This window comes from Paraburkholderia oxyphila NBRC 105797, assembly GCF_000685075.1.
Classification (GTDB): domain Bacteria; phylum Pseudomonadota; class Gammaproteobacteria; order Burkholderiales; family Burkholderiaceae; genus Paraburkholderia; species Paraburkholderia oxyphila.
The window spans coordinates 1-21,489 of sequence record NZ_BAYD01000049.1; the positions used below are offsets into that span (position 1 = coordinate 1).

Annotated in this window: 19 protein-coding genes; 13 read left to right on the forward strand and 6 right to left on the reverse strand. The window is 67.2% G+C overall.

All coding sequences use genetic code 11. The features are described from left to right. Position 1: 1 nt before the first annotated feature. Positions 2-1,675: an electron transfer flavoprotein-ubiquinone oxidoreductase gene (locus BO1_RS26945; protein ID WP_028220220.1), complete on the forward strand. Its 1,674-nt coding sequence runs from the start codon at positions 2-4 to the stop codon at positions 1,673-1,675. Positions 1,676-1,760: 85 nt separating this feature from the next. Here the strand turns inward: BO1_RS26945 and aroC are convergent, their stop codons facing one another. From aroC to BO1_RS26960, 3 genes are all read right to left on the reverse strand, one after another. After that, positions 1,761-2,861: a chorismate synthase gene (aroC, locus tag BO1_RS26950; protein ID WP_028220221.1), complete on the reverse strand. Its 1,101-nt coding sequence runs from the start codon at positions 2,859-2,861 to the stop codon at positions 1,761-1,763. Positions 2,862-3,099: 238 nt separating this feature from the next. Further along, positions 3,100-5,076 carry an MFS transporter gene (locus BO1_RS26955; protein WP_028220222.1) on the reverse strand — a complete coding sequence of 659 codons (1,977 nt, stop codon included), beginning with the start codon at positions 5,074-5,076 and terminating at the stop codon, positions 3,100-3,102. Positions 5,077-5,208: 132 nt separating this feature from the next. Then, entirely contained in the window at positions 5,209-5,664 is a 456-nt protein-coding gene (locus tag BO1_RS26960; RefSeq protein WP_028220223.1) for a CBS domain-containing protein, read from the reverse strand. Between the two features lie 431 nt (positions 5,665-6,095). Between BO1_RS26960 and BO1_RS26965 the strand changes: the two genes are divergently transcribed. From BO1_RS26965 to BO1_RS26975, 3 genes are all read left to right on the forward strand, one after another. Further along, the gene (locus BO1_RS26965; RefSeq protein ID WP_028220224.1) at positions 6,096-7,421 is read left to right on the forward strand and encodes an O-acetylhomoserine aminocarboxypropyltransferase; all 1,326 of its coding nucleotides are present in this window, start codon (positions 6,096-6,098) and stop codon (positions 7,419-7,421) included. Then, positions 7,418-8,260 (forward strand): alpha/beta fold hydrolase, encoded by an 843-nt coding sequence (locus tag BO1_RS26970; RefSeq protein WP_028220225.1) that lies wholly within the window; start codon positions 7,418-7,420, stop codon positions 8,258-8,260. Before BO1_RS26965 ends, BO1_RS26970 begins: the two co-directional genes overlap by 4 nt. 225 nt (positions 8,261-8,485) lie before the next feature. Further along, positions 8,486-8,806 (forward strand): Mpo1-like protein, encoded by a 321-nt coding sequence (locus tag BO1_RS26975; RefSeq protein WP_028220226.1) that lies wholly within the window; start codon positions 8,486-8,488, stop codon positions 8,804-8,806. A 59-nt stretch (positions 8,807-8,865) separates the two neighbouring features. On the opposite strand, the gene BO1_RS26980 is transcribed toward BO1_RS26975, so the two are convergent. Continuing rightward, positions 8,866-10,173 (reverse strand): YihY family inner membrane protein, encoded by a 1,308-nt coding sequence (locus BO1_RS26980; RefSeq protein ID WP_174490611.1) that lies wholly within the window; start codon positions 10,171-10,173, stop codon positions 8,866-8,868. A 101-nt stretch (positions 10,174-10,274) separates the two neighbouring features. Between BO1_RS26980 and wrbA the strand changes: the two genes are divergently transcribed. The 4 genes from wrbA to BO1_RS27000 all read left to right on the forward strand — a co-directional run bounded on the left by wrbA (position 10,275) and on the right by BO1_RS27000 (position 13,885). Beyond that, positions 10,275-10,883 carry an NAD(P)H:quinone oxidoreductase gene (gene wrbA / locus BO1_RS26985; protein WP_028220228.1) on the forward strand — a complete coding sequence of 203 codons (609 nt, stop codon included), beginning with the start codon at positions 10,275-10,277 and terminating at the stop codon, positions 10,881-10,883. Between the two features lie 59 nt (positions 10,884-10,942). Next, complete coding sequence (locus tag BO1_RS26990) at positions 10,943-11,326, forward strand: DUF2069 domain-containing protein (protein ID WP_028220229.1); 384 nt, start codon at positions 10,943-10,945, stop codon at positions 11,324-11,326. A 298-nt stretch (positions 11,327-11,624) separates the two neighbouring features. Continuing rightward, positions 11,625-13,061: an FAD-binding oxidoreductase gene (locus BO1_RS26995; RefSeq protein ID WP_028220230.1), complete on the forward strand. Its 1,437-nt coding sequence runs from the start codon at positions 11,625-11,627 to the stop codon at positions 13,059-13,061. 17 nt (positions 13,062-13,078) lie between these two features. After that, the gene (locus tag BO1_RS27000) at positions 13,079-13,885 is read left to right on the forward strand and encodes a metallophosphoesterase (RefSeq protein WP_028220231.1); all 807 of its coding nucleotides are present in this window, start codon (positions 13,079-13,081) and stop codon (positions 13,883-13,885) included. Positions 13,886-13,974: 89 nt separating this feature from the next. Here the strand turns inward: BO1_RS27000 and BO1_RS60295 are convergent, their stop codons facing one another. Both BO1_RS60295 and BO1_RS27010 read right to left on the reverse strand, forming a co-directional pair. After that, the gene (locus tag BO1_RS60295; protein WP_167338393.1) at positions 13,975-14,127 is read right to left on the reverse strand and encodes a hypothetical protein; all 153 of its coding nucleotides are present in this window, start codon (positions 14,125-14,127) and stop codon (positions 13,975-13,977) included. A 145-nt stretch (positions 14,128-14,272) separates the two neighbouring features. Further along, the gene (locus BO1_RS27010; RefSeq protein ID WP_028220232.1) at positions 14,273-15,211 is read right to left on the reverse strand and encodes a LysR family transcriptional regulator; all 939 of its coding nucleotides are present in this window, start codon (positions 15,209-15,211) and stop codon (positions 14,273-14,275) included. Between the two features lie 155 nt (positions 15,212-15,366). Here BO1_RS27010 and BO1_RS27015 point away from each other — a divergent pair, with 155 nt between their 5' ends. The 5 genes from BO1_RS27015 to BO1_RS52845 all read left to right on the forward strand — a co-directional run bounded on the left by BO1_RS27015 (position 15,367) and on the right by BO1_RS52845 (position 21,401). After that, positions 15,367-17,037, forward strand: coding sequence for an efflux transporter outer membrane subunit (locus tag BO1_RS27015; protein ID WP_028220233.1), 1,671 nt, complete (start codon positions 15,367-15,369; stop codon positions 17,035-17,037). 11 nt (positions 17,038-17,048) lie between these two features. After that, positions 17,049-19,352 carry an FUSC family protein gene (locus tag BO1_RS27020; RefSeq protein ID WP_028220234.1) on the forward strand — a complete coding sequence of 768 codons (2,304 nt, stop codon included), beginning with the start codon at positions 17,049-17,051 and terminating at the stop codon, positions 19,350-19,352. Beyond that, a complete protein-coding gene (locus tag BO1_RS27025; protein ID WP_028220235.1) occupies positions 19,339-19,542 on the forward strand; it encodes a DUF1656 domain-containing protein in 204 nt (67 codons plus the stop codon). The genes BO1_RS27020 and BO1_RS27025 overlap by 14 nt, the downstream gene beginning before the upstream one ends. A 49-nt stretch (positions 19,543-19,591) precedes the next feature. Next, entirely contained in the window at positions 19,592-20,455 is an 864-nt protein-coding gene (locus BO1_RS27030) for an efflux RND transporter periplasmic adaptor subunit (RefSeq protein ID WP_028220236.1), read from the forward strand. Positions 20,456-20,765: 310 nt separating this feature from the next. Next, positions 20,766-21,401 (forward strand): HyaD/HybD family hydrogenase maturation endopeptidase, encoded by a 636-nt coding sequence (locus tag BO1_RS52845; RefSeq protein ID WP_245643909.1) that lies wholly within the window; start codon positions 20,766-20,768, stop codon positions 21,399-21,401. Positions 21,402-21,489 lie beyond the last annotated feature (88 nt).

Genomic DNA, 21,489 nt, shown 5'->3' on the forward strand with positions numbered 1-21,489 from the left:
AATGACCCCCGCAAGTCTTTTGGAGCAATACGGCCCACGCGAGTCGATGGAATACGACGTGGTGATCGTAGGCGGCGGCCCGGCGGGCCTGTCCGCGGCGATCCGCCTGAAGCAGCTGGCAGCAGAGAAAGGCGTCGAGATCGGCGTATGCGTGCTGGAGAAAGGCTCGGAGATCGGAGCGCATATCCTCTCGGGCGCGGTCATGGACCCGCGCGCCATCGACGAGCTCATTCCCGACTGGAAGGAGCAAGGCGCGCCGCTGAACGTGCCTGTGACCGAAGATCAATTCCTTTTCCTGACGGAAAACGGCGCGAAGGCCGTGCCCAACTGGGCGCTGCCGGACAACTTCAAGAATCACGGTAACTACGTGATCAGCCTCGCGAATGTCACGCGCTGGCTGGGCCAGCAGGCCGAAGCGCTGGGCGTGGAAATCTTCCCGGGCTTCCCGGCTGCCGAAGTGCTCTACAACGATGATGGCTCGGTCAAGGGCGTGGCGACCGGCAACATGGGTGTCGGCAAGGATGGCGAGCCCACGGAGAACTTCCAGCTCGGCATGGAGCTGCATGCCAAGTACACGCTGTTTGCCGAAGGTTGCCGCGGGCACCTGGGCCGTCAGCTCAACGAAAAGCTCAAGCTGGGCAAGGATGCCGACCCGCAGGTCTACGGCATCGGCATCAAGGAACTGTGGGAGATCGACCCTGCAAAGCACAAGCCGGGTCTGGTGATCCACACGGCAGGCTGGCCGCTCGAGAAGGACACCTACGGCGGCTCGTTCCTCTACCACATCGACAACAACCAGGTGATGGTGGGCTTTGTCGTCGGTCTCGCATATCAGAACCCCTATCTCTCGCCCTTCGAGGAATTCCAGCGCTACAAGACGCACCCGGCGATCCGCAAGTATCTGGAAGGCGGCAAGCGGGTTTCGTATGGCGCGCGCGCGATGACGGCGGGCGGACTGATGTCGCTGCCGAAGCTCGTGTTCCCGGGCGGCGCGCTGGTGGGCGACGACGCGGGCTTCCTGAACGCGGCACGCATCAAGGGCAGCCACGCGGCGATCAAGACTGGCATGCTCGCGGCGGAAGCCGCGTTCGATGCGGTGCAGGCAGGCCGCCAGAGCGATGAACTGACGGCCTACCCGGAAGCGTTCAAGCAGTCGTGGCTCTACACGGAGCTCTACAAGGCGCGCAACTTCAAGCAGTGGATGAGCAAGGGCCTGTATCTGGGCACGCTGATGGTGGGCATCGAGCAGAAGCTGCTGGGCGGCAACGTGCCGTGGACGCTGCATCACCAGCATCGCGACCACGAGATGCTGCGTCCGGCCTCACAGTGCAAGCCGATCGAGTATCCGAAGCCCGACGGCAAGCTCACGTTCGACCGTCTCTCTTCCGTGTTCATCTCCAACACGAATCACGAAGAGAACCAGCCCGCGCATCTGACGCTGAAGGACGCAAGCGTACCGGTGAACGTGAATCTGCGCACCTATGCAGGCCCTGAGGGGCGCTTCTGCCCGGCCGCCGTCTACGAATTCGTGAAGAACGACGACGGCAGCGACCGCCTGCAGATCAACGCGCAGAACTGCGTGCACTGCAAGACCTGCGACATCAAGGACCCGACGCAGAACATCGTGTGGGTCACGCCCGAAGGTGGCGGCGGGCCGAACTATCCGAACATGTAAGCCCGGAAATCAACAAAAAAACCGCTCCCCGGAGCGGTTTTTTCGTTTCATGCGTGCGCGGCAGGGGTTGCCTCCCGCGCGGCAATCAGGCGTCGCTGGCCGGGATCTTCGGCGTCGTCACGACGACATCGCCGTTTTGCGCGCGATGACGCAACGCATGGTCGATCAGCACGAGCGCGAGCATCGCCTCGGCGATGGGCGTCGCGCGGATGCCCACGCATGGGTCGTGGCGGCCAAAGGTCTCGACCGTGGCCGACTCGCCCGTCTTGTCGATCGAGCGGCGCGGCGTGCGGATGCTCGACGTCGGCTTGATGGCGATCGACACGGTGATGTCCTGCCCCGTCGAAATGCCGCCGAGCACGCCGCCCGCGTGGTTACTGTGAAAGCCACCGGGCATGAGCTCGTCGCCGTGCTCCGAGCCGCGCTGCGCCACGCTGGCGAAGCCCGCGCCGATCTCGACGCCCTTCACGGCATTGATGCCCATCATGGCGTGCGCGATGTCGGCGTCGAGGCGGTCGAACAGCGGCTCGCCCCAGCCCACCGGCACGCCGCTCGCCACCACGTCGATGCGCGCGCCGATCGAGTCGCCGTCCTTGCGCAAGGCGTCCATATAGGCCTCGAGCTGCGGCACGACATCCGCGTTCGGGGCGAAGAACGGGTTTTCGGGCACGTGCTTCCAGTCGACGAACGGCACATCGATCTCGCCGAGCGCGCTCATGCAGCCGCGCACTTCCACGCCAAAGCGCTCGCGCAGCCACTTCTTCGCGACGGCACCCGCCGCGACCGTGGGCGCCGTCAGGCGCGCCGACGAGCGGCCGCCGCCGCGATAGTCGCGGATGCCGTACTTCTGCCAGTAGGTGTAATCGGCGTGACCCGGGCGGAAGGTCTCGGCGATGTTGCCGTAGTCCTTGCTGCGCTGGTCGGTGTTGCGGATCAGGAGCGCGATGGGCGTGCCCGTCGTCACGCCCTCGAACACGCCCGAAAGAATCTCGACCTTGTCCTCTTCCTGGCGTTGCGTGACGTGGCGCGAGGTGCCAGGACGGCGGCGGTCCAGGTCGATCTGGATGTCGACTTCGGTGAGCGCCATGCCGGGCGGGCAGCCGTCGATGACACAGCCGATGGCCGGGCCGTGGGATTCGCCGAAGGTGGTGACGGTGAAAAGCGTACCGAGCGTGTTGCCGGACATGGCGGTCGTCCAAAGTGAATCGGGGAATCCAGCATTATGCCAGCCCGCGCGGCGGCCCGCCCGGCTAGACTATGCGCGGCACGCGGCTCGGCGCATCGCCGGGCGCGCATGTCTCACGTTTGTGCCGCCCGTGTACCGGCCTGTGTGCCGTGCATGTGCCGCACTTGCGCGACGTTTGCACCGGCTTTCCGCCACCCCTGAGCCGCTTCTGCGAGCGAGCGGGCGCTACCCGCTTCGCTCAGCGCCGCGCGCCGCGCAACTCGGCCACCGTGCGCTGCAGGACCTCGGGCGTTACCTCGCCGGGCGCCACCGGCTCGCCCACCGCCAGCGTGAGCCGGCTCGTCAGCCCGCGCCGCACCGGCCGCTCCTGCCCCGACGCCGCATGCCGCGAGAACACGCTGCCCCACAGCCCGCGCAGCGCCATCGGCACGACCGGCGCGGGGTGGCGCTTGAGGATCTCCGTCACGCCGTGACGGAACGGATTCATGTCGCCGGTTTTCGTCAGCTTGCCTTCGGGAAAGATGCAAACGAGATCACCCTCGGCGAGCGCTTGAGCGCACGTGTCGTAGGCCGCCGTGAGCATCGCCGCATTCTCGTGCGCGGGCGCGATCGGGATGGCCTTGGCGTGCCGGAACAGCCAGCCGAGCAGCGGCGAGCGGAAGATCTGGTGATCCATCACGAAGCGGATCGGCCGCGGGCTCTCGGCCATGATGACCACGGCATCGACATAGCTCACGTGATTGCAGACCAGCACCGCCGCGCCCTCGGCCGGAATGCGCTCGGCATGGACGAGCCGCACGCGATAGACGGTATGCACGAGCACCCACGCCACGAAGCGCAGCAGGAACTCGGGCACGAGCGTGTAGATGTACGCGGCCACGACGATGTTGAGCAGCGCGGTCGTGAGAAAGATGCCTGGAATGCCGACGCCCGCGGCCGTCAGCGCCATCGCCATGAGCGCCGAGACGATCATGAACAGCGAGTTGAGAATGTTGTTCGCGGCGATGATGCGCGCGCGGTGGCTGGGCGCGCTGCGGCTCTGGATCAGCGCGTAGAGCGGCACGCTGTAGAGGCCGCCGAACATCGCGAGCAGGAACAGATCGGCGAGCACGCGCCAGTGCGCGGGCATGCGCACGAACTCGCCCACCGAGAGCAGATGCGGCGCCGTGGGCAACGCATGGCTCGCGAAGAACAGGTCGATGCCGAACACGCTCATGCCGATCGAGCCGAGCGGCACGAGGCCGATCTCGATGCGCCGCCGCGACAACTTCTCGCACAGCAGCGAGCCGAAGCCAATGCCGAGCGAGAACATGGCGAGCAGCAAGGTCACGACGTCGGGATTGGCCGACAGCACGTCCTTCGCGAAGTTGAAGAACGAGGCCAGAAAGGTCGCGCCGACGAACCACAGCCACGAAATCCCGAGCAGGCTCAGGAATACGGTGCGGTTGCCATGCGCGAGGCGCAGGTTGCGCCAGGTCTCGGAAAACGGATTCCAGTTGATCTGCAGGTCCGGCTGCGGCGGCGCGCAGGGTGGCACGAACGCGCTGGCCACGCGGCCGACCAGCGCGATGCCGATGCACATCCCGCCGAGCCACCACGCGCCCACCGGCGGCCCGGCCAGGGCCTGGGCGGAAGCGGCATCGGACGCGCCGATGCCGGCCGCGATGCCGCCCACGATCGTCCCGATCAGGATCGCCACGAAGGTGCCCATCTCCACGAGCCCGTTGCCGCCGACGAGCTCGTCTTCCGCGAGTTTTTGCGGCAGGTACGCGTACTTGATGGGCCCGAACACGGTGGAATGCACGCCCATCAGGAAGGTGCAGAGATAGAGCAGCGGCGCGCTGTGCATCCAGAAGCCCGCGGCGCCGATCAGCATCACCGCGATCTCGAAGGTCTTGACCCAGCGCGTGAGCACGGCCTTGTCGAACTTGTCGGCGATCTGTCCCGACGTAGCGGAGAAGAGCACGAACGGCACGATGAAGATGGCCGAGATCAGGAACGCCACCGTCTTCGGATCGACGCCCGAAAAGCGCGCCGCCTGATAGGTCACGAGCGACGTGAAGCCGATCTTGAAGACGTTGTCGTTCATCGCACCGAGGAACTGCGTCCAGAAGAACGGCGCGAAGCGGCGCTGGCGCAGCAGCGCGAACTGCGAGCCATGGTTGCTCGCTTCACGGGCCGCGCGCTGCGCGACGGGCATCGGACTTTCGCTCATCGAGTCGGATTTATGCTGTAGGAATTGGAAGCCAGACGTGAAAAAGCGCGCTTGACGCGCGCTTTTCAAGCGGGTTTGTGCGGGTTCGCCTCGCTGTGCACGTCGCGCGTGATCGCGCGCGCGGCACCGGGATCAGCGCCCCGAATGTTGCTCCTCTTCGGGCCAGTCGCGAATATAGGCCTTGAGCAGCTTGTTCTCGAAGCCCTGTGCCTCCACCACCGCCTTCGCGACGTCGTAGAACGAGATCACGCCCATCAGCGAGCGGCTTTCCATGACGGGCAGATAGCGCACGTGATGCTCGAGCATCATGCGGCGCACTTCGTCGACCTCGGTTTCGGGCGTGCAGGTAATGGGGTGGTCGTCCATGACCTTGCGGATCGTGGTGGTGCCGACGCTGCCGCCATTCGTGCGCAGCGTGAGAATGATCTCGCGGAACGTGAGCATGCCGACGAGATCGCCATACTCCATGACCACGAGCGAGCCGATATCGTGCTCGGCCATGGTGTTCACCGCGTCATGCAGCGACGTCTCGGGCGTAACGGTGTAGAGCGTATTGCCCTTGACTTTGAGAATGTCGCTCACACGCATGATGTGTCTCCTGTGCCGATGGACCCGGTAGTGAAGCGCCGGGCCTCATCCCATGCAAAAAATGTTGTCGGCGCTGGCGCCAATCGTTGGGGGAGATGCTGAAAAGAATTCCTGCCTCTTTTCGATGCTATCGGAAAGGCCTGCAAAAGGAAAGACGCGCCAAAGCGGGCCGAAAGGCGCGAATCTGGCCAGAAACGGCCTGCTCCAGCGCTCAAACACCGGCTTTTTCGCAAAACGAGCGGCGTCTTGCCGGCCATTTGCCCTATGTCTTGTGGCCAGCAAGCGACGCTCCCGAGCGCGCGCGCGGCGCGGCCGGCAAGCCGGAGCCCCCCGCCGCCCGCCCCCGCGATACGTCCCCGGCGCGCACGGGCCGATGTTACGATGCCTGCACCTTTCACCCGACGCCGGTTCGCGCCGGCTGTGCTGCCACGATGTCCGACCCACGCTTCGACACGCTCGCGCTGCATGCCGGCGCCGCGCCCGACCCCGTCACCGGTGCCCGTGCGACGCCGATTTATCAGACCACGTCGTTCTCGTTTCGCGACACCGACCATGCGGCGGCGCTCTTCAACATGGAACGCGCGGGCCATGTGTACTCGCGCATCTCGAACCCCACGGTCGCCGTGTTCGAGGAGCGCGTGGCCGCGCTCGAAGGCGGCGCGGGCGCGATCGGCACCGCGAGCGGCCAGGCGGCGCTGCATCTGGCCATCGCCACGCTGATGGGCGCAGGCGCGCATATCGTGGCCTCCACGGCGCTCTACGGCGGCTCGCACAACCTGCTCGACTACACGCTGCGCCGCTTCGGCATCGAAACGACCTTCGTGAAGCCAGGCGACCTGGACGCCTGGCGCGCGGCGCTGCGCCCCAACACGCGCCTGCTGTTCGGCGAGACGCTGGGCAATCCGGGGCTCGATGTGCTCGATATCGCCGGCGTCGCGCAGATCGCTCATGAGCACCGCGTCCCGCTGCTCGTCGACTCGACCTTCACGACGCCCTATCTGCTGCGCCCGTTCGAGCACGGCGCCGATTTCGTCTACCACTCGGCCACGAAATTCCTGGGCGGCCACGGCACGACCATCGGCGGCGTGCTGGTGGACGGCGGCACCTTCGACTTCGAAGCCTCGGGCCGGTTTCCCGAATTCACCGAGCCCTATGCGGGCTTTCACGGCATGGTCTTCAGCGAGGAAAGCAGCGTCGCGCCGTTCCTGCTGCGCGCGCGCCGCGAAGGCCTGCGCGACTTCGGCGCGTGCCTGCATCCGCAGGCCGCGTGGCAACTGCTGCAAGGCATCGAGACGCTGCCGCTGCGCATGGAGCGGCACGTGGCGAACACGCGGCGCATCGTCGAATTTCTCGATGCGCACGACGCCGTGCAGTCGGTGGCGTATCCCGAGTTGCCGCAGCATCCCGATCACGCACTCGCCAGGCGCCTGCTGCCGCGCGGCGCGGGCGCCGTGTTCAGCTTCGATCTGGCTGGAGGGCGTGAGGCCGGCAAGCGCTTCATCGAGTCGCTTTCGCTCTTCTCGCATCTGGCGAACGTGGGCGACGCGCGCTCGCTCGTGATCCACCCCGCTTCCACCACGCACTTCCGCATGGACGAGGCCGCGCTCGCCGCGGCGGGCATTGGCGCGGGCACGATCCGCCTGTCGATCGGCCTCGAAGACCCCGACGATTTGATCGACGATCTCAAGCGCGCGCTCAAGGCGTCGCAGAAAGCGGCCCCCGCCGCCAAAGCCGCAGCGGGCAAGGAGGCGTCATGATCGTCGACGTCGCAGGCCAATCCGTCTACGCCTACACGGGCGGCCGCCCATTCGATCCGGCCCGGCCGGTGGCCGTGTTCGTCCACGGGGCGCAGCACGATCACAGCGTCTGGGCGCTGCAATCGCGCTACTTCGCGCATCACGGCTTCAGCGTGCTGGCCGTCGACTTGCCGGGCCATATGCGCAGCGCGGGGCCGGCGCTCACGAGCATCGGCGCGCTCGCCGACTGGCTCGACGCCTTGCTTGCGGCGCTCGAGGTCGACGAGGCGTTCGTCGCCGGGCACAGCATGGGCTCGCTCGTGGCGCTCGAATTCGCCGCGCGCCACCCCGAGCGCGCCGCGGCCGTCGCGCTGCTCGCCACCGCCATTCCGATGGTCGTCTCCTCCGCGCTGCTCGAGGCCGCGCGCGAGCGCGAGCCGGAAGCCATTGCGCTCGTGAACGCCTGGTCGCATTCGACGCTCGCGGCCAAGCCTTCGAGCCCCGGCCCCGGCTTCTGGCTGCGCGGCATGAACCAGCGGCTGATGGAGCGCGTCGCGGCGTCAGGCGAGCCGCAGCTCTTTCACACCGACTTCGCGGCCTGCAATGGCTACGCGGACGGCCTCGCGAGCGCGGCCAAGGTGCGCTGCCCGGTGCGCCTGATTGTCGGCCAGCGCGACATGATGACCCCGCCGCGCGCAGCCGGCGCGCTCGCGAAGGCGCTCGCGCACGCGGGAGTCACCGTCGATACGGTGACGCTGGACGCAGGGCACGCGCTGATGGCGGAGCAGCCCGACGCAACGCTCGACGCGCTCTATGGTTTTGCGGTGCAGCATGGGCCGCGGATTGTGGGGAACGACTGACCGGACTGTTCCAGGGCCGGCCCGCATGAGCCGCGCGCGGCAGTACCGGATGCCGCGGCCAAGCCGGCGGGTTGGTCCGATGGGGCGGGCCGGCGGCCGGGCTAGCGGCAACGCGGTTGTCCCCGCAGTCGTGTCGGCCAAGGTTGCACGGTCGTTCGGATCGCCGGAGAATGTGGCCATGAGCGACCCTTGCGCGGCAGGATTCGATGCGCGAAGGAGGAGACCATGAGTCACCCCATCCATACCGAGCACTTCGCGAATTTCGCGCAGTTCTATCCGTTCTATCTGAGCGAGCACAGCAACCTCATGTCGCGGCGGCTGCATTTCATCGGCTCGCTCGGTGTGATCGGCTGTGTCGCCATGGCGATCGCCACAGGCGACTGGCTCTGGCTGCCCGCCGCCGTGCTATGCGGCTATGGGTTTGCCTGGATCGGCCATTTCGCGTTCGAGAAGAACCACCCGGCCACCTTCCGCCATCCCATCTACAGCCTGATGGGCGACTGGGTCATGTTCTCGGATATCTGCCGCGGAAAGATCACGATCTAGCCGATCGTTGTGTCCAATGGCCGCCGCCCGGTTGGATCACGGGCGGCGCCCGATTCCCCTCAAGCCGCCGGGTGTGGCAGCGCCGGCGACTCGCCACCCGCCTGAGCAAGGCGAACCCGCTCGCGCCGCGCCGCCAGCAGCGAGGCGAGCGAGATCGACAGTTTGTCGTTTTCGAGCGAGCCGAGCAGCGTGGCCGCGTCGATATCGCTCGATTTCAGTTGATACGCCAGCTCCTTGCGATCGATCACGAAGCGCGCGTAAATGCGCTCGACCGAGATGCGTGCGGGATTCGCGACGAGCACGTAGTGCGGCTTCTCGCCGTCCTTTTCCAGCCGCCCGATCAGTTCGTCCTCTTCCAGATCCGCCACGATCCGCGTGACGGTCGAGAGGTCGCGCCGCAGCAGTTGCGCGAGCTGCTCGGCGGTGCTGCCCGGCTGGCCCGCATCGCGCGCATCCGCGAGCCCCGCGAGCAACTCGAGCGCGTCCAGCAGATCGCTGCCCGGAAAGCGCGGCCGGTTGAAGCGCCCGGTGCGGATCTCGGGCAACGCCGACGTGATCATCGCGCCCACGAGCGTGATGAACCAGCTCAGATACATCCACAACAGGAACATCGGCGCCGCCGCGAACGCGCCGTACACCGCCGTATACGTGGGGATGCGCCGCACGTACAGGCCAAAGCCCCGCTTGGCCAGCTCGAACGCGACGGCCGCCGCCACGCCGCCCACCACGGCGTCGCGCCACTCCACGCGGCAGTTCGGCAGATAGACGTAGAGCATCGTGAACGCGAGCGCCGTGAGCGGCACCGAAGCGCTGATGAGCAGCCAGTCGAACAGCATCGACACATGCTGCTCGGTGGCCAGCGCGGCCGAGCGCGTGAACAGATACGACGAGATCGAGAGGCTCACGCCGATCAGGATCGGCCCGAGCGTGAGAATGGCCCAGTACACCAGCACGCGCTGCGCGAGCGGACGCGCCTTGCGCACGCGCCAGATCACGTTGAAAGCCGACTCGACCGTCATCATGGTCATGACCGAGGTGACGAACAGCACGATCATGCCCATCGTCGTGAGGCCCTTGGCCTTCGACGCGAACTGGTTGAGGTACATGAAGATCTGGCTGTTGATCTGCGCCGGCATCAGGTGGTCGGCGAGAAAGCCCTGCAGCGAGTTCTGGAACGACGCGAAGATGGGGAACGCGGTGAACAGCGCGAACGCGACCGTGGCGAGCGGCACGAGCGAGAGCAAGGTCGTGAACGTGAGGCTGCCCGCCACCTGCGGAATGCGGTCTTCGCGGCTGCGCCGCGCCGCGAAGCGCGCGAGCCGCTTCACGATATCCAGATCGATCCGTAATGTCGACAACACGTCCATTGGCCTGCGCTCTCCAGACGGCGCCCCCATTTCCTGGAAAACTCGCGGAAAACTGGCGGCGAACCCAACCCCTATAATATCCCGTCCACCGACGAGGCCCGATGAAACCGATTCTTGTGCTCTACTACAGCCGCCATGGCGCCACCCGCGAACTCGCGCGCGCCATCGCCCAGGGCATCGACAGCGTGCCTGGCGCCGAAGCGCGCGTGCGCACGGTGCCGCCCGTATCCACGGTCTGCGAGTCCAGCGCGCCCGACATTCCCGACGACGGCCCGCCCTACGTGGAGTTGCGCGATCTCGAGGAGTGCGCCGGCCTCGCGCTCGGCTCGCCCACGCGCTTCGGCAACATGGCCGCGCCACTCAAATACTTCCTCGACGGCACCACGCCGCAATGGCTCTCGGGCGCGCTCGCCGGCAAGCCCGCTTGCGTCTTCACGTCCACCGGCAGCCTGCATGGCGGCCAGGAAAGCACGCTGCTCTCGATGATGCTGCCGCTCCTGCATCACGGCATGCTGCTCGTGGGCATTCCGTACACCGAAAGCGCGCTCACCTCGACGCAAAGCGGCGGCACGCCCTACGGCGCGTCGCACCACGCGCGCGCCGACGGCCGCAGCCATGGCCTCACCGCCGACGAAAAAGCGCTCGCCGTGGCGCTCGGGGTGCGGCTCGCGCGTGCCTCGCTGGCGCTTTCGCAAGGCGAGCGGCCGTGACTGGCGGCCCGCGCGACGCGACCGAGTCGCCCATGCCGACGTCAACTTCGCCGGCGCGCATGCCAGCCGACCTCGCAGGGCGCCGCCCTGCCGCATTGGGTGCGTTCGTCACGCTCGCCGCGCTCACGCTCCTGTGCATCGCGTGGGAATGGCGGCTCGCGCCGCTGCGTCCCGGCGGCAGCGCGCTGATCCTCAAGGCGCTGCCGCTTGCCGCCGCGCTGCCCGGCGTGCTGCGGCGCCGCCTCTACACGCTGCAATGGGCGTCGATGCTGGTGCTGCTCTACTTTGCCGAAGGCATCGTGCGCGGCATGACCGACCCCGCGCCCGGCAACCTGCTCGGCTGGGTCGAAGTCGCCCTGGCGCTCGGGTTCTTCGGATGCGCGCTTGCCTATGTCGCGCCCTTCAAGCGCGCCGCACGGCGCGCGAAGCGCGAAGGCGCATGAGCATGTAGATACGGGCGCCGCGCGGTCCGAATGCCGGCCTGACTCAGGCTCCGCCGCGCGGCCCGAATGCAGGTTCGACTCAGGGTCCGCCGCTCGATCCGGCAAATCGAGCCGGCTCGAATCGGCAACCAGTCGCAAACCCGCCCGCGCCCACCCGCAGCCCCTGCCCGCGTCTCCCCCACCCGGTCACCCGGCGTGTCAAACTAACTCTTTAGCCACAAACGATATCCGTGTCCCGGCTGCCGAGCGCAGGCACGCTCTCGCCCCGCCGCCTCGCCCCGGAGACACCTCAGCCGCCATGACCGCAAGCACCGCACTCGCCCCGCAACTGTTCCTCGACGCCTGCGCCGCCGCCATCGGCGCGCAGCACGTGCTGACCGACGCCCACGACACCGCCCCCTACCTTGCCGACTGGCGCAAGCGCTACCAGGGCGCCGCGTGCGCCGTGCTGTGTCCCGCGAGTGCCGAAGAAGTCGCCGCCATCGTGAAGCTCGCGCGCGAGCATCGCGTCGCGCTCGTGCCGCAGGGCGGCAACACCGGCCTCGCGGGCGGCGCGACGCCCGACACGAGCGGCCGCGAGGCCGTGCTCAGCCTGCGCCGCCTCACCCGCGTGCGCGAGATCGATGCGCACAACAACACGATCACTGTCGAAGCGGGCGTGATCCTCGCCGAAATCCAGGCGCGCGCCGCCGAAGCCGGGCGTCTGTTCCCGCTCTCGCTCGCCGCCGAAGGCAGTTGCACGATCGGCGGCAATCTCTCGACCAACGCGGGCGGCACCGGCGTGCTGCGCTACGGCAACACGCGCGAGCTATGCCTCGGCCTCGAAGTTGTGACGCCGCAGGGCGAACTCTGGGACGGCCTGCGCGGCCTGCGCAAGGACAACACGGGCTACGATCTGCGCGATCTGTTCATTGGCGCCGAAGGCACGCTCGGCATCATCACTGCCGCCGTCATGAAGCTGCACCCGCAACCGGCCGCGCGCGTCACGGCGCTCGCGGGGCTCGCGTCGGCCCACGCCGCGCTTGACTTCCTCGCGCTCGCGCAGCGCTTCGCGGGACCGCTCCTCACCGGCTTCGAGCTGATGTCGGACTTCTGCATGCAACTGGTCGGCCGGCATTTCCCGCAGCTGCGCTACCCATTCCAGCAGCGCCACGCGCAAGTCGTGCTGCTCGAGCTGTCCGATAACGAGAGCGAGGAGCACGGCCGCGCCCTCTTCGAGCGCCTCATGGAAACAGCGCTCGAAGAAGGACTCGTGGAGGACGCCGTCGTCGCGGAAAGCCTCGCGCAGTCGCAGGCGTTCTGGAACATCCGCGAGCACATTCCGCTCGCGCAGGCGCAGGAAGGGTTGAACATCAAGCACGACATCGGCGTGCCGATCTCGCGCATCGGCCATTTCATCGAGGAAACCGACGCCGAGATCGCGCGCGCGGTGCCGGGCGCCCGCATGGTCACGTTCGGCCATCTCGGCGACGGCAATCTGCACTACAACGTGCAGGCGCCCGAGGGCGGCGATTCGCAGGCTTTTCTCGCGGAAAACGAAAAAACCCTGAACCGCATCGTCTACGACAGCGTCGCGCGCCACCGCGGCACGATCAGCGCGGAGCACGGCCTCGGCCAGTTGAAGGTCGACGAGAGCGCGCACTACAAGAGCGAAGTCGAGCTCGCGCTGATGCGTGCGGTCAAGACCGCGCTCGATCCGCTGAATCTGATGAATCCGGGCAAAGTGTTGCGCTGAGCGCGCAAGGAGGCGAAGTGAAGGTCCGCGTGCTATCCGACCTGCATCTGGAATACGACGAGCCGGACACGATCCCGCACGCGCAGGCAGACCTCGTCGTGCTTGCGGGCGACATCCACAATCACGGGCTCGGCTTGCGCTGGGCGGCGGAAACGTTCGATCCGCAGGTGCCCGTGATCTATGTGCCGGGCAATCACGAGTACTACGACGGCGAACTCGGCGCGCTCGAAGCGGCCATGCGCGACGCCGCCGCGACGCTCGACAACGTGCACTACCTGAACAACGGGACTTATGTTGATCCGGCGGGCCGCTTTCGGGTGCTCGGCACGACGCTGTGGGCCGATTTCACGCTCTTCGGCGCCGACGATGCGACACGCGACGCAGCGATCGAGGCCGCGAAGCGCGTGATGCTCGACTTTCGCGGGCTGATTCAGGTCTCGTGGCCCGCGAGCCCCGAGGCCGCCGCGCGCGACTTCACGCCCGCGGACTCGATCGCCCTGTACGCGCAGGCACGGGCATGGCTCGAAGCGGAGCTGGCCAAGCCGTTTGCCGGCAAGACGGTCGTCGTCACGCATCATGCGCCGCATCGGCTGAGCCTCGCGGCGCGCTACGCGGAAGATCTGGTGTCGGCGGGATTCGTGAGCGATCTGGGCGCGCTGCTGGGCCCGCCCGCCGCGCTCTGGGTGCACGGCCACACGCATACGTGCTTCGACTACACGGTGGACGGCACGCGCGTGGTGTGCAACCCGCGCGGCTATCGCGACCGGCGCACCGGCCAGCCGGAGAATCCGGCCTTCGCGTGGGACAAGGTAGTGGAAATCTGAGCGCCGCGCCGCCCGGTGGCAACGGGCCTGGCAGGCGCAGCGGGCACGGCCGGAGACAGCGCCCGCTCAAGAAGACGATCGGCGGACGATCAGCGCTGGCCGCGGGAGCGGTCGGCGGCGCGCTGTGCGCGCAGGGTGACGGGCTGAAGCTGGGCGCGGCGCATGCGCAGCAAGTCGCGTGACGCGGCGATGCCGATCAGGCCCATCATCACGGCGATGCCGAACATCAGATGCGTATCCATGGAAAACCTCGGGTTCTGGCGGATTGACGTTTCAGTTCCGCTACCTTACCAAGCCGCCGCGCTGGCGTGCGTAAGGAAGTGTTGCCATAACCCGAAGCTGTAACAGGCTGTCACAGCGCACTGCCAGCCTTGCATGCGCCGTCGGTCAGGTCCGCGCGAACTGGCGCAACTCGGCCTGATCTTCCGCCAGCGTCGCGGGCAGCTTTTCGCGCAGCAGCTCGACCCACGTGCGGATCTTCGCGTCGAGATACTGGCGCGACGGATACATCGCGTAGACATTCATCTCCTGCGACTTGTACTCGGGCAGGATCCATACGAGCTCGCCGCTGCGCAGCCCGCTGATGGCCGAATAGATCGGCAGCAGCCCGACGCCCATCCCCTCGCGCACCGCCACTGCCAGCGCTTCGGCCACATTCACCTGGAACGTGGCGGCGCCAAGGTCGATCGTTTCGTCGCCGCCTGGCCCCGTGAAATCCCACTGTGACGCCGGAAACACCGGCGTCACCATCTGCAGGCAGCGATGATTCGCGAGATCGCGCGGCGTCTGCGGCACGCCGTGACGCTCGAGGTAGGACGGTGACGCGCACGCGATGCTGAACGCGCTCGTCAGACGCTGCGAGACGAAGCCCGAATCCGGCAGATCGGTGGCCAGCACGAGCGCAACGTCGTAACCCTCGTCGAGCAGGTCCGGCATGCGCTGGGCGAGCGTGAGGTCCACGTGCACGTCCGGATAGCGCTGCTGATACTGCCCCACCGCCGGCACCACATAGTGCTGGCCGAAGCTCGTCATGGCATGGACCTTGAGCTTGCCGGAGGGACGCGCATGCGCATCGCCGGCTTCGGCCTCCGCCTGGTCCACATAGGCCAGGATCTGCTCGCAACGCTGCAGATAGCGCTCGCCGGCCTCGGTGAGCGCGATGCGGCGCGTCGTGCGATTCAGGAGCCGAGTACGCAAGTGGGCCTCCAGATCGGAGACCGCGCGCGACGCGTAAGCCGTCGTCGTATTCAGGTACTGGGCGGCGCCGGTGAAGCTGCCGGCCTCGACCACCCGCACGAATACCCGCATGTTCTGAAGCGTATCCATAACCATCCTCTGACTGACGGACGAATTGTTACACATTTCGCAAAGTCGATTATCTCATATCGCGTAAGAATGCCTTGCATCCTTACCGGTTATTCGCCAATCGGGCAAAAAATATAATGTCGTACGTCAATCTACGCATGGAAAAGGAGTAAATCGTGCAGTCTCCGGTACCGAAAGGACTAGCCGCACTCACGGTTCTTACGTTCTCGTTGATAATCGCGGGCTGCGCCAGTACCGGGGGAATCGCACCGCAAGCGAAGCACACGGACGCGTCCGAACTCGACGCCGGCTCGGCCATCCGCGCCGCCGACACGGACGCCCAATGGCCCGTCAGCGACTGGTGGAAGAGCTACAACGACCCGCAGCTGAACGCCTGGATCGAAGCCTCGATCGCGGACAACCCGTCGCTCGCGGCCGCGCAGGCGCGCGTGCGTGAAGCGCGTTCGATGGCCGGGGTGGCGCAAGCGGGGCTCCTGCCCCAGATCAACGGCAGCATGTCCGTGCAGCGCCAGCAATGGGCCGACAACGTCTATTACGGACCGGGCCCGCTCGCCGGCGCGAACACCTGGAACAACACGGCCACGCTCGGCCTGTCGTACCACCTCGATCTCTGGGGCCAGGACAAGAACAATGCCGAGCGCGCGCTCGACATGGCGCACGCGAGTGCCGCCGACGCGCGCGCCGCGCAGCTCGAGCTCGAAGTGAACGTGACGCGCGCGTACATCGATCTCTCGATGAACTACGCGCTGCTCGATATCGCCAAGCAGACGCTCGCCGAGCAGCAGAAGATTCTGACGCTCGCGCAAAAGCGTCTCGCGGGCGGCATCGGCACGCAGCTCGAAGTGAGCCAGGCCGAAACGCCGCTGCCCGAATACGAGCGCCAGATCGACGCGCTCGAGGAAGCCATCGCGCTCGGCAAGAACCAGCTCGCCGCGCTTGCGGGCAAGGGCCCCGGCGCGGGCGAGTCGATCCAGCGCCCGGCGCTCTCGCTCGGCGCGCCTGCGGGCCTGCCCTCGGCGCTGCCGGCCGAGCTGATCGGCCATCGCCCCGACGTGGTCGCGGCGCGCTGGACCGTCGCCGCGCAGGCGCGCGGCATCGACGTCGCGAAGGCCGACTTCTACCCGAACATCAATCTGCTCGTCTCGATGGGCGGCTATGCGGCAGGCGGCCCGCTGTTCCAGTTCCTCAAGTCGATGAGCGGCAGCTACGCGGGCGGCCCCGCCCTCTCGCTGCCGATCTTCGACGGCGGGCGCCTGCGCGCGCAGCTCGGCGCGCAATCGGCCGCTTACGACATCGCGGTCGAGCAGTACAACCAGACGCTCGTGACCGCGCTCAAGGAGATCGCCGACCAGGTCGTACGCATGCGCTCGCTCGCCACGCAGGAGGACGACGCGCATCGCTCGGTCGCGGCCGCGCAGCGCAACTACGACCTCTCCGAGGCTGGCTTCCGGCGCGGGCTCAGCGACTACGTCAACGTGCTGATTGCGCAGACCCAGCTCCTGCGTGCGCAGGAAGGTGTCGCGCATATCCAGGCCGAGCGGCTGGCCGCGCATGCCACGCTCGTGGCTGCGCTGGGCGGCGGCTTGATTGACCCAGCGGCCGATCCTGCAACGGCGGGACCGACGCAAGCCGAGCAACTGCCCGCGCACGGCAAGAAGACACGCGACGTGCCGCTGATGCCCGCTGCGCTGCTCGCGCCGAAGCTGCCTGATGTGGATGCGGATGCAACCAGCGCCGCCAGGACGGCCAACGCGTCGCAAGCTGGCGCGGATCACACCGCGGCCGGCACAGGCGCCCCGGCCAACACCGCGGCCAGCGCGCACTGAGGCACGCGAAGATGCAAGCATCCTCTCCCTCCCCGGCGCAACCGGGCACCCAGCGCATCCTCCAGGCATTCGCCGACTGGGCTCGCACCGACGGCCTCGTCTGGATCTATCTCATCAAGACGATCGCCGCCGCCCTGCTCGCGCTCGGCGTCGCGATGAAGCTCGATCTGCCCGGGCCGCGCACGGCCATGACGACCGTGTTCATCGTGATGCAGCCGCAAAGCGGCCCGGTGTTCGCGAAGAGCTTCTACCGGCTTTGCGGCACGCTGGTCGGCCTCGTGGTCATGCTCGCGCTGATCGGCCTGTTCGCCCAGCAGCCCGAGCTCTTCATCGCCAGCACGGCGCTGTGGGTCGGCATCTGCACGGCGGGCGCCGCGCGCAACCGCAACTTCCGTTCGTACGGCTTCGTGCTCGCGGGCTATACGGCCGCGCTGATCGGCATTCCGGCCTCGCAGAACCCCGACGGCGCCTTCATGTCGGCCATGACGCGCGTGGCCGAGATCTCGATCGGCATCCTCGCCTCGGGCTTCGTGAGCGCCGTGGCGTTTCCGCAATTCACCGGCGAGGCGCTGCGCTCGACCGTGCGCCGCCGCTTCTCGTCGTTCGTCGACTACGTGTCGGCGGCGCTCGGCGGCCGCGTCGATCGTTCGCAGATCGAAGCGACCAACGCGCGCTTCGTGGTCGATATCGTCGGCCTCGAGGCGAGCCGCAGCAACGCCGTGTTCGAGACGCCCGACTCGCGCATGCGCTCGGGGCGTGTCGCGCGCCTGAACACCGAGTTCATGGCCGCATCGACACGCTTTCACGCGCTGCACCAGTTGATGAACCGCCTGCGCGACCAAGGCTCGACGGTCACGGTCGACGCGCTCGAACCGTACTTCCGGGAGATCGCGCCGCTCTTCGACAAGGCAGGCGAGCCCGTGCTCACCGCGGCCGATGCAGTACATGTGTCGAAGCAACTCGAGGACTATCGCGCAACGCTGCCCAAGCGCGTGCGCGAGACGCGCGTGCAGCTCGAAGCCGATCTCGACAGGCAAGGCAAAGACGCGGACATCCGCGCCGCGCGTCTGCTCGACTTCGACACGGCCACCGAGCTCCTTTACCGCTTCGTGGCGGATATGAACGAGTACACGGCGACCTACGCCTCGCTCGCCGTCGACACGCATGCGCGCGAGAAGTGGGTCGCGCGCTACGTGCCGAAGACCGACCTGATCGCAGCCGGCGTATCGGGCCTGCGCGCGGCGATCGTCATCGGCCTGCTCGGTGCGTTCTGGATCGCCACTGCGTGGCCGAGCGGCACGACACTCGTGCTCACCGCCGCGGCCACCTGCGCGCTCGCCTCCTCCTCGCCGCAGCCCGCACGCATGGCGGCCCAGATGGCGGGCGGCACGGCGCTCGCGACGCTCGTCGGCATGATCCTCACGTTCGGCGTGTTCCCGCACATCGACGGCTTCCCGCTGCTGTGCGTCGCGCTCGCGCCGGCGCTGGCGTTCGGCGTGTTCCTCACGACGCGCCCCGCGTACGCGGGCTACGGCGTGGGCTACTGCATCTTCCTGTGCTTTCTCGCAGGCCCGGACAACGTCGTGCAGTACAACCCGATCAGCTTCATGAACGATGCACTCGCGCTCGTGCTCTCGATGATCGTCACGGCGCTCGCGTTCGGCGCGATCCTGCCACCGTCCGCGCCGTGGCTGCGCAAGCGCCTGCTCGCGAGTCTGCGCGGCCAGGCCGTGCACGCATGCCGCGCTCGCCTCACCGGCCTCGCGGGCCTGCGCAACCGCTTCGAGAGCGGCGCGCGCGACCTCGTGTTCCAGTTGCACGCGCTCGCCGGCAACGATCAGGTCTTGCGCCAGGACACGCTGCGCTGGATGTTCGCGACGCTCGAGATCGGCAATGCCGCGATCGATCTGCGCGAGGAACTGGCCGCGGTATCGGCAGAATCGGCACCAACCGCCTCGCATGCGGGCACGACGGACCCGCTCGCGGCGAACACCGCATGGCGCGACGCCACCACGGCGACGCTCAAGGCCGTGAGCGCGCTGTTCGCGCGCCCCGACGCGCACCGCCACGCCACCGCGCTCGCCGCGACCCGCGCGGCCATCGCGGCCTGCCAGCGCGTGCTCGAACAGATCGTGCGCGACGACGCGCCGCGCGAAACGCGGCATCGGCTGCAGCGCATCCTGAGCCATCTGCATTTCATCCGCACCGCGCTGATCGACCCGCAATCACCGTTCGCCGCGTACGTGGACCCGCGCGCGGGCCATGCTGCGGACAACCCTCCCGACAACACGCAAGGAGTGAATCATGCCGCGTGACGTTGCGTTTCTCGATGCCTACATTCCGGCGATCGTCCTGCTCTTCATCCTGGGCGCGGCGCTCACCTGGGTGCTCGATTCCGTGCTGGCCCGAACCGGCCTCTACCGGATCGTGTGGCACCCCTCCCTCTTTCGCGTGAGCCTGCTCGTGGTCGTGTGCTGCGTGCTGGGGCTCGCCGTATACCGCTGAAACACGCTGACATAGCGCTGAAAAACGCTGAACCGGATTCAAACGCATCATGACTATCCGAAACATCATTGGCTTTATCGCGACGGCCATCATCTTCGTCGTCGCCATCCTGGTCGGCCGCGTCCTGTGGGTGCACTACATGGACGAGCCGTGGACCCGCGACGGCCGCGTGCGCGCCGAAGTGGTCAACATCGCGCCCGACGTCTCGGGCGCCGTGGTCGAGCTGCCCGTGAAGGACAACCAGTTCGTGCACAAGGGCGACCTGCTGATGCAGATCGACCCGTCGCACTACCAGATCGCCGTGGAGCAGGCACAAGCGGCCGTGGCCGCGCGCAAGGCCGAGCTGACCATGCGCCAGGATGACGCGCGCCGCCGCGCCGACCTCGACAGCGAGGTCGTCTCGCAGGAAAACCGCGAAAACGCCTCGCACACCGCCAATTCGGCGCAGGCGCAGTACGAGCAGGCGCAAGCCGCGCTCGACGCCGCGAAGCTGAATCTCGAGCGCACCCGCGTGATCTCGCCGGTGGACGGCTACATCACCAACCTGCAGGTGTTCCAGGGCGACTATGCAACGGCCGGCCAGGCCAAGCTCGCGGTGGTGGACAGCCACTCGTTCTGGGTCTACGGCTACTTCGAGGAAACCAAGCTGCCGCGCGTGAAAGTCGGCAACAAGGCCGACATCAAGCTGATGAGCGGCGGCACGCTCGAAGGCCATGTGGAAAGCATCTCGCGCGGCATCTACGACCGCGACAATCCGCAAAGCCGCGAACTGCTCGCCGACGTGAACCCCACCTTCAACTGGGTGCGGCTCGCGCAGCGCGTGCCGGTGCGCATCCATATCGACAAGGTGCCGGACGGCATGATCCTCTCGGCGGGCACGACCTGCACCGTGGTCGTGAAGCCGGGCGCATGAGGATCATGAGGTCCATGGTGTCCATGAAGCCGGTCGGAGGCGGGACTACTGATTGAACCTCCGATGACTGGCTAAAAGGCAAACGTGACTGAAAAAGAGCGCCCTGGTGGCGCTCTTTTTTATTGGTGCGTCTCAACATTGCTCGAGACTTTTAACCATATACCAGGCATCGCCTGACGGCGAATCTCTTGAACCTGCAAAACTTCTCGCGGCGCCTGGACAAATTCCTACTACCTTGACATACCTCAACACAAAAATGCGCGTCACCTAAGAGTATTCTGAGTTTTGTCTCTTTCGCAAAGTGATTCGCGTGAGCTTTCTCTACGAACACGTCCCGTTTATCTTCGCGCGCTCCCTTGCAGCGCCGACCCAGGCCGCCGCGCGCACGCCCGCGCTGCCGCGCATCGTCGTGCTGGGAATCGGCAACGTGCAATGGGGCGACGACGGGTTCGGCATGCGCGCAATCGAGCGGCTCAAAGCCGGCTGGCAGTGTGCGTCGCATGTGGAGTTCGTGGCGGGCGGCACGCAGGGACTCGCGCTGCTGCCGCTCGTGGAATCGGCGCAACGCATGCTCGTCTTCAACTCGGCCGACTTCGGACGCGCGCCCGGCACGCTATGCGTGCGCGAAGGCGACGATGCCGCACAGCATCTGCATACGCGCCCCGTGAATCTGCATCAGATGGATTTCGCCGACGCGCTCGCCTGCGCGCAGCTCAAAGGCCACTATCCGCGCGAACTGGTGCTGATCGGCGTGCAGCCGCTCGCGCGCGACGATTACGGCACGGGCCTCGGCGCCGCGGTGAGCGCGCAGCTCGACCCCGCGGTCGCGATCGCGTGCCGATGGCTGCGGCGCTGGCATGCGCAGCCGCGTCCGCTCGCGCAGCACGATGCCGGCCTCGAAGCGCCGCTGCGCTCCGGGTCGCACACGGACATCCCGCGCCGTTGATTCACCTGGTGCACCCTGTGCGCTCGATACGCCCGTCCCGCAGACGCGCCGGCGCATAGTGGTGAACCCGCGTTGCCCGCGCCCGTTG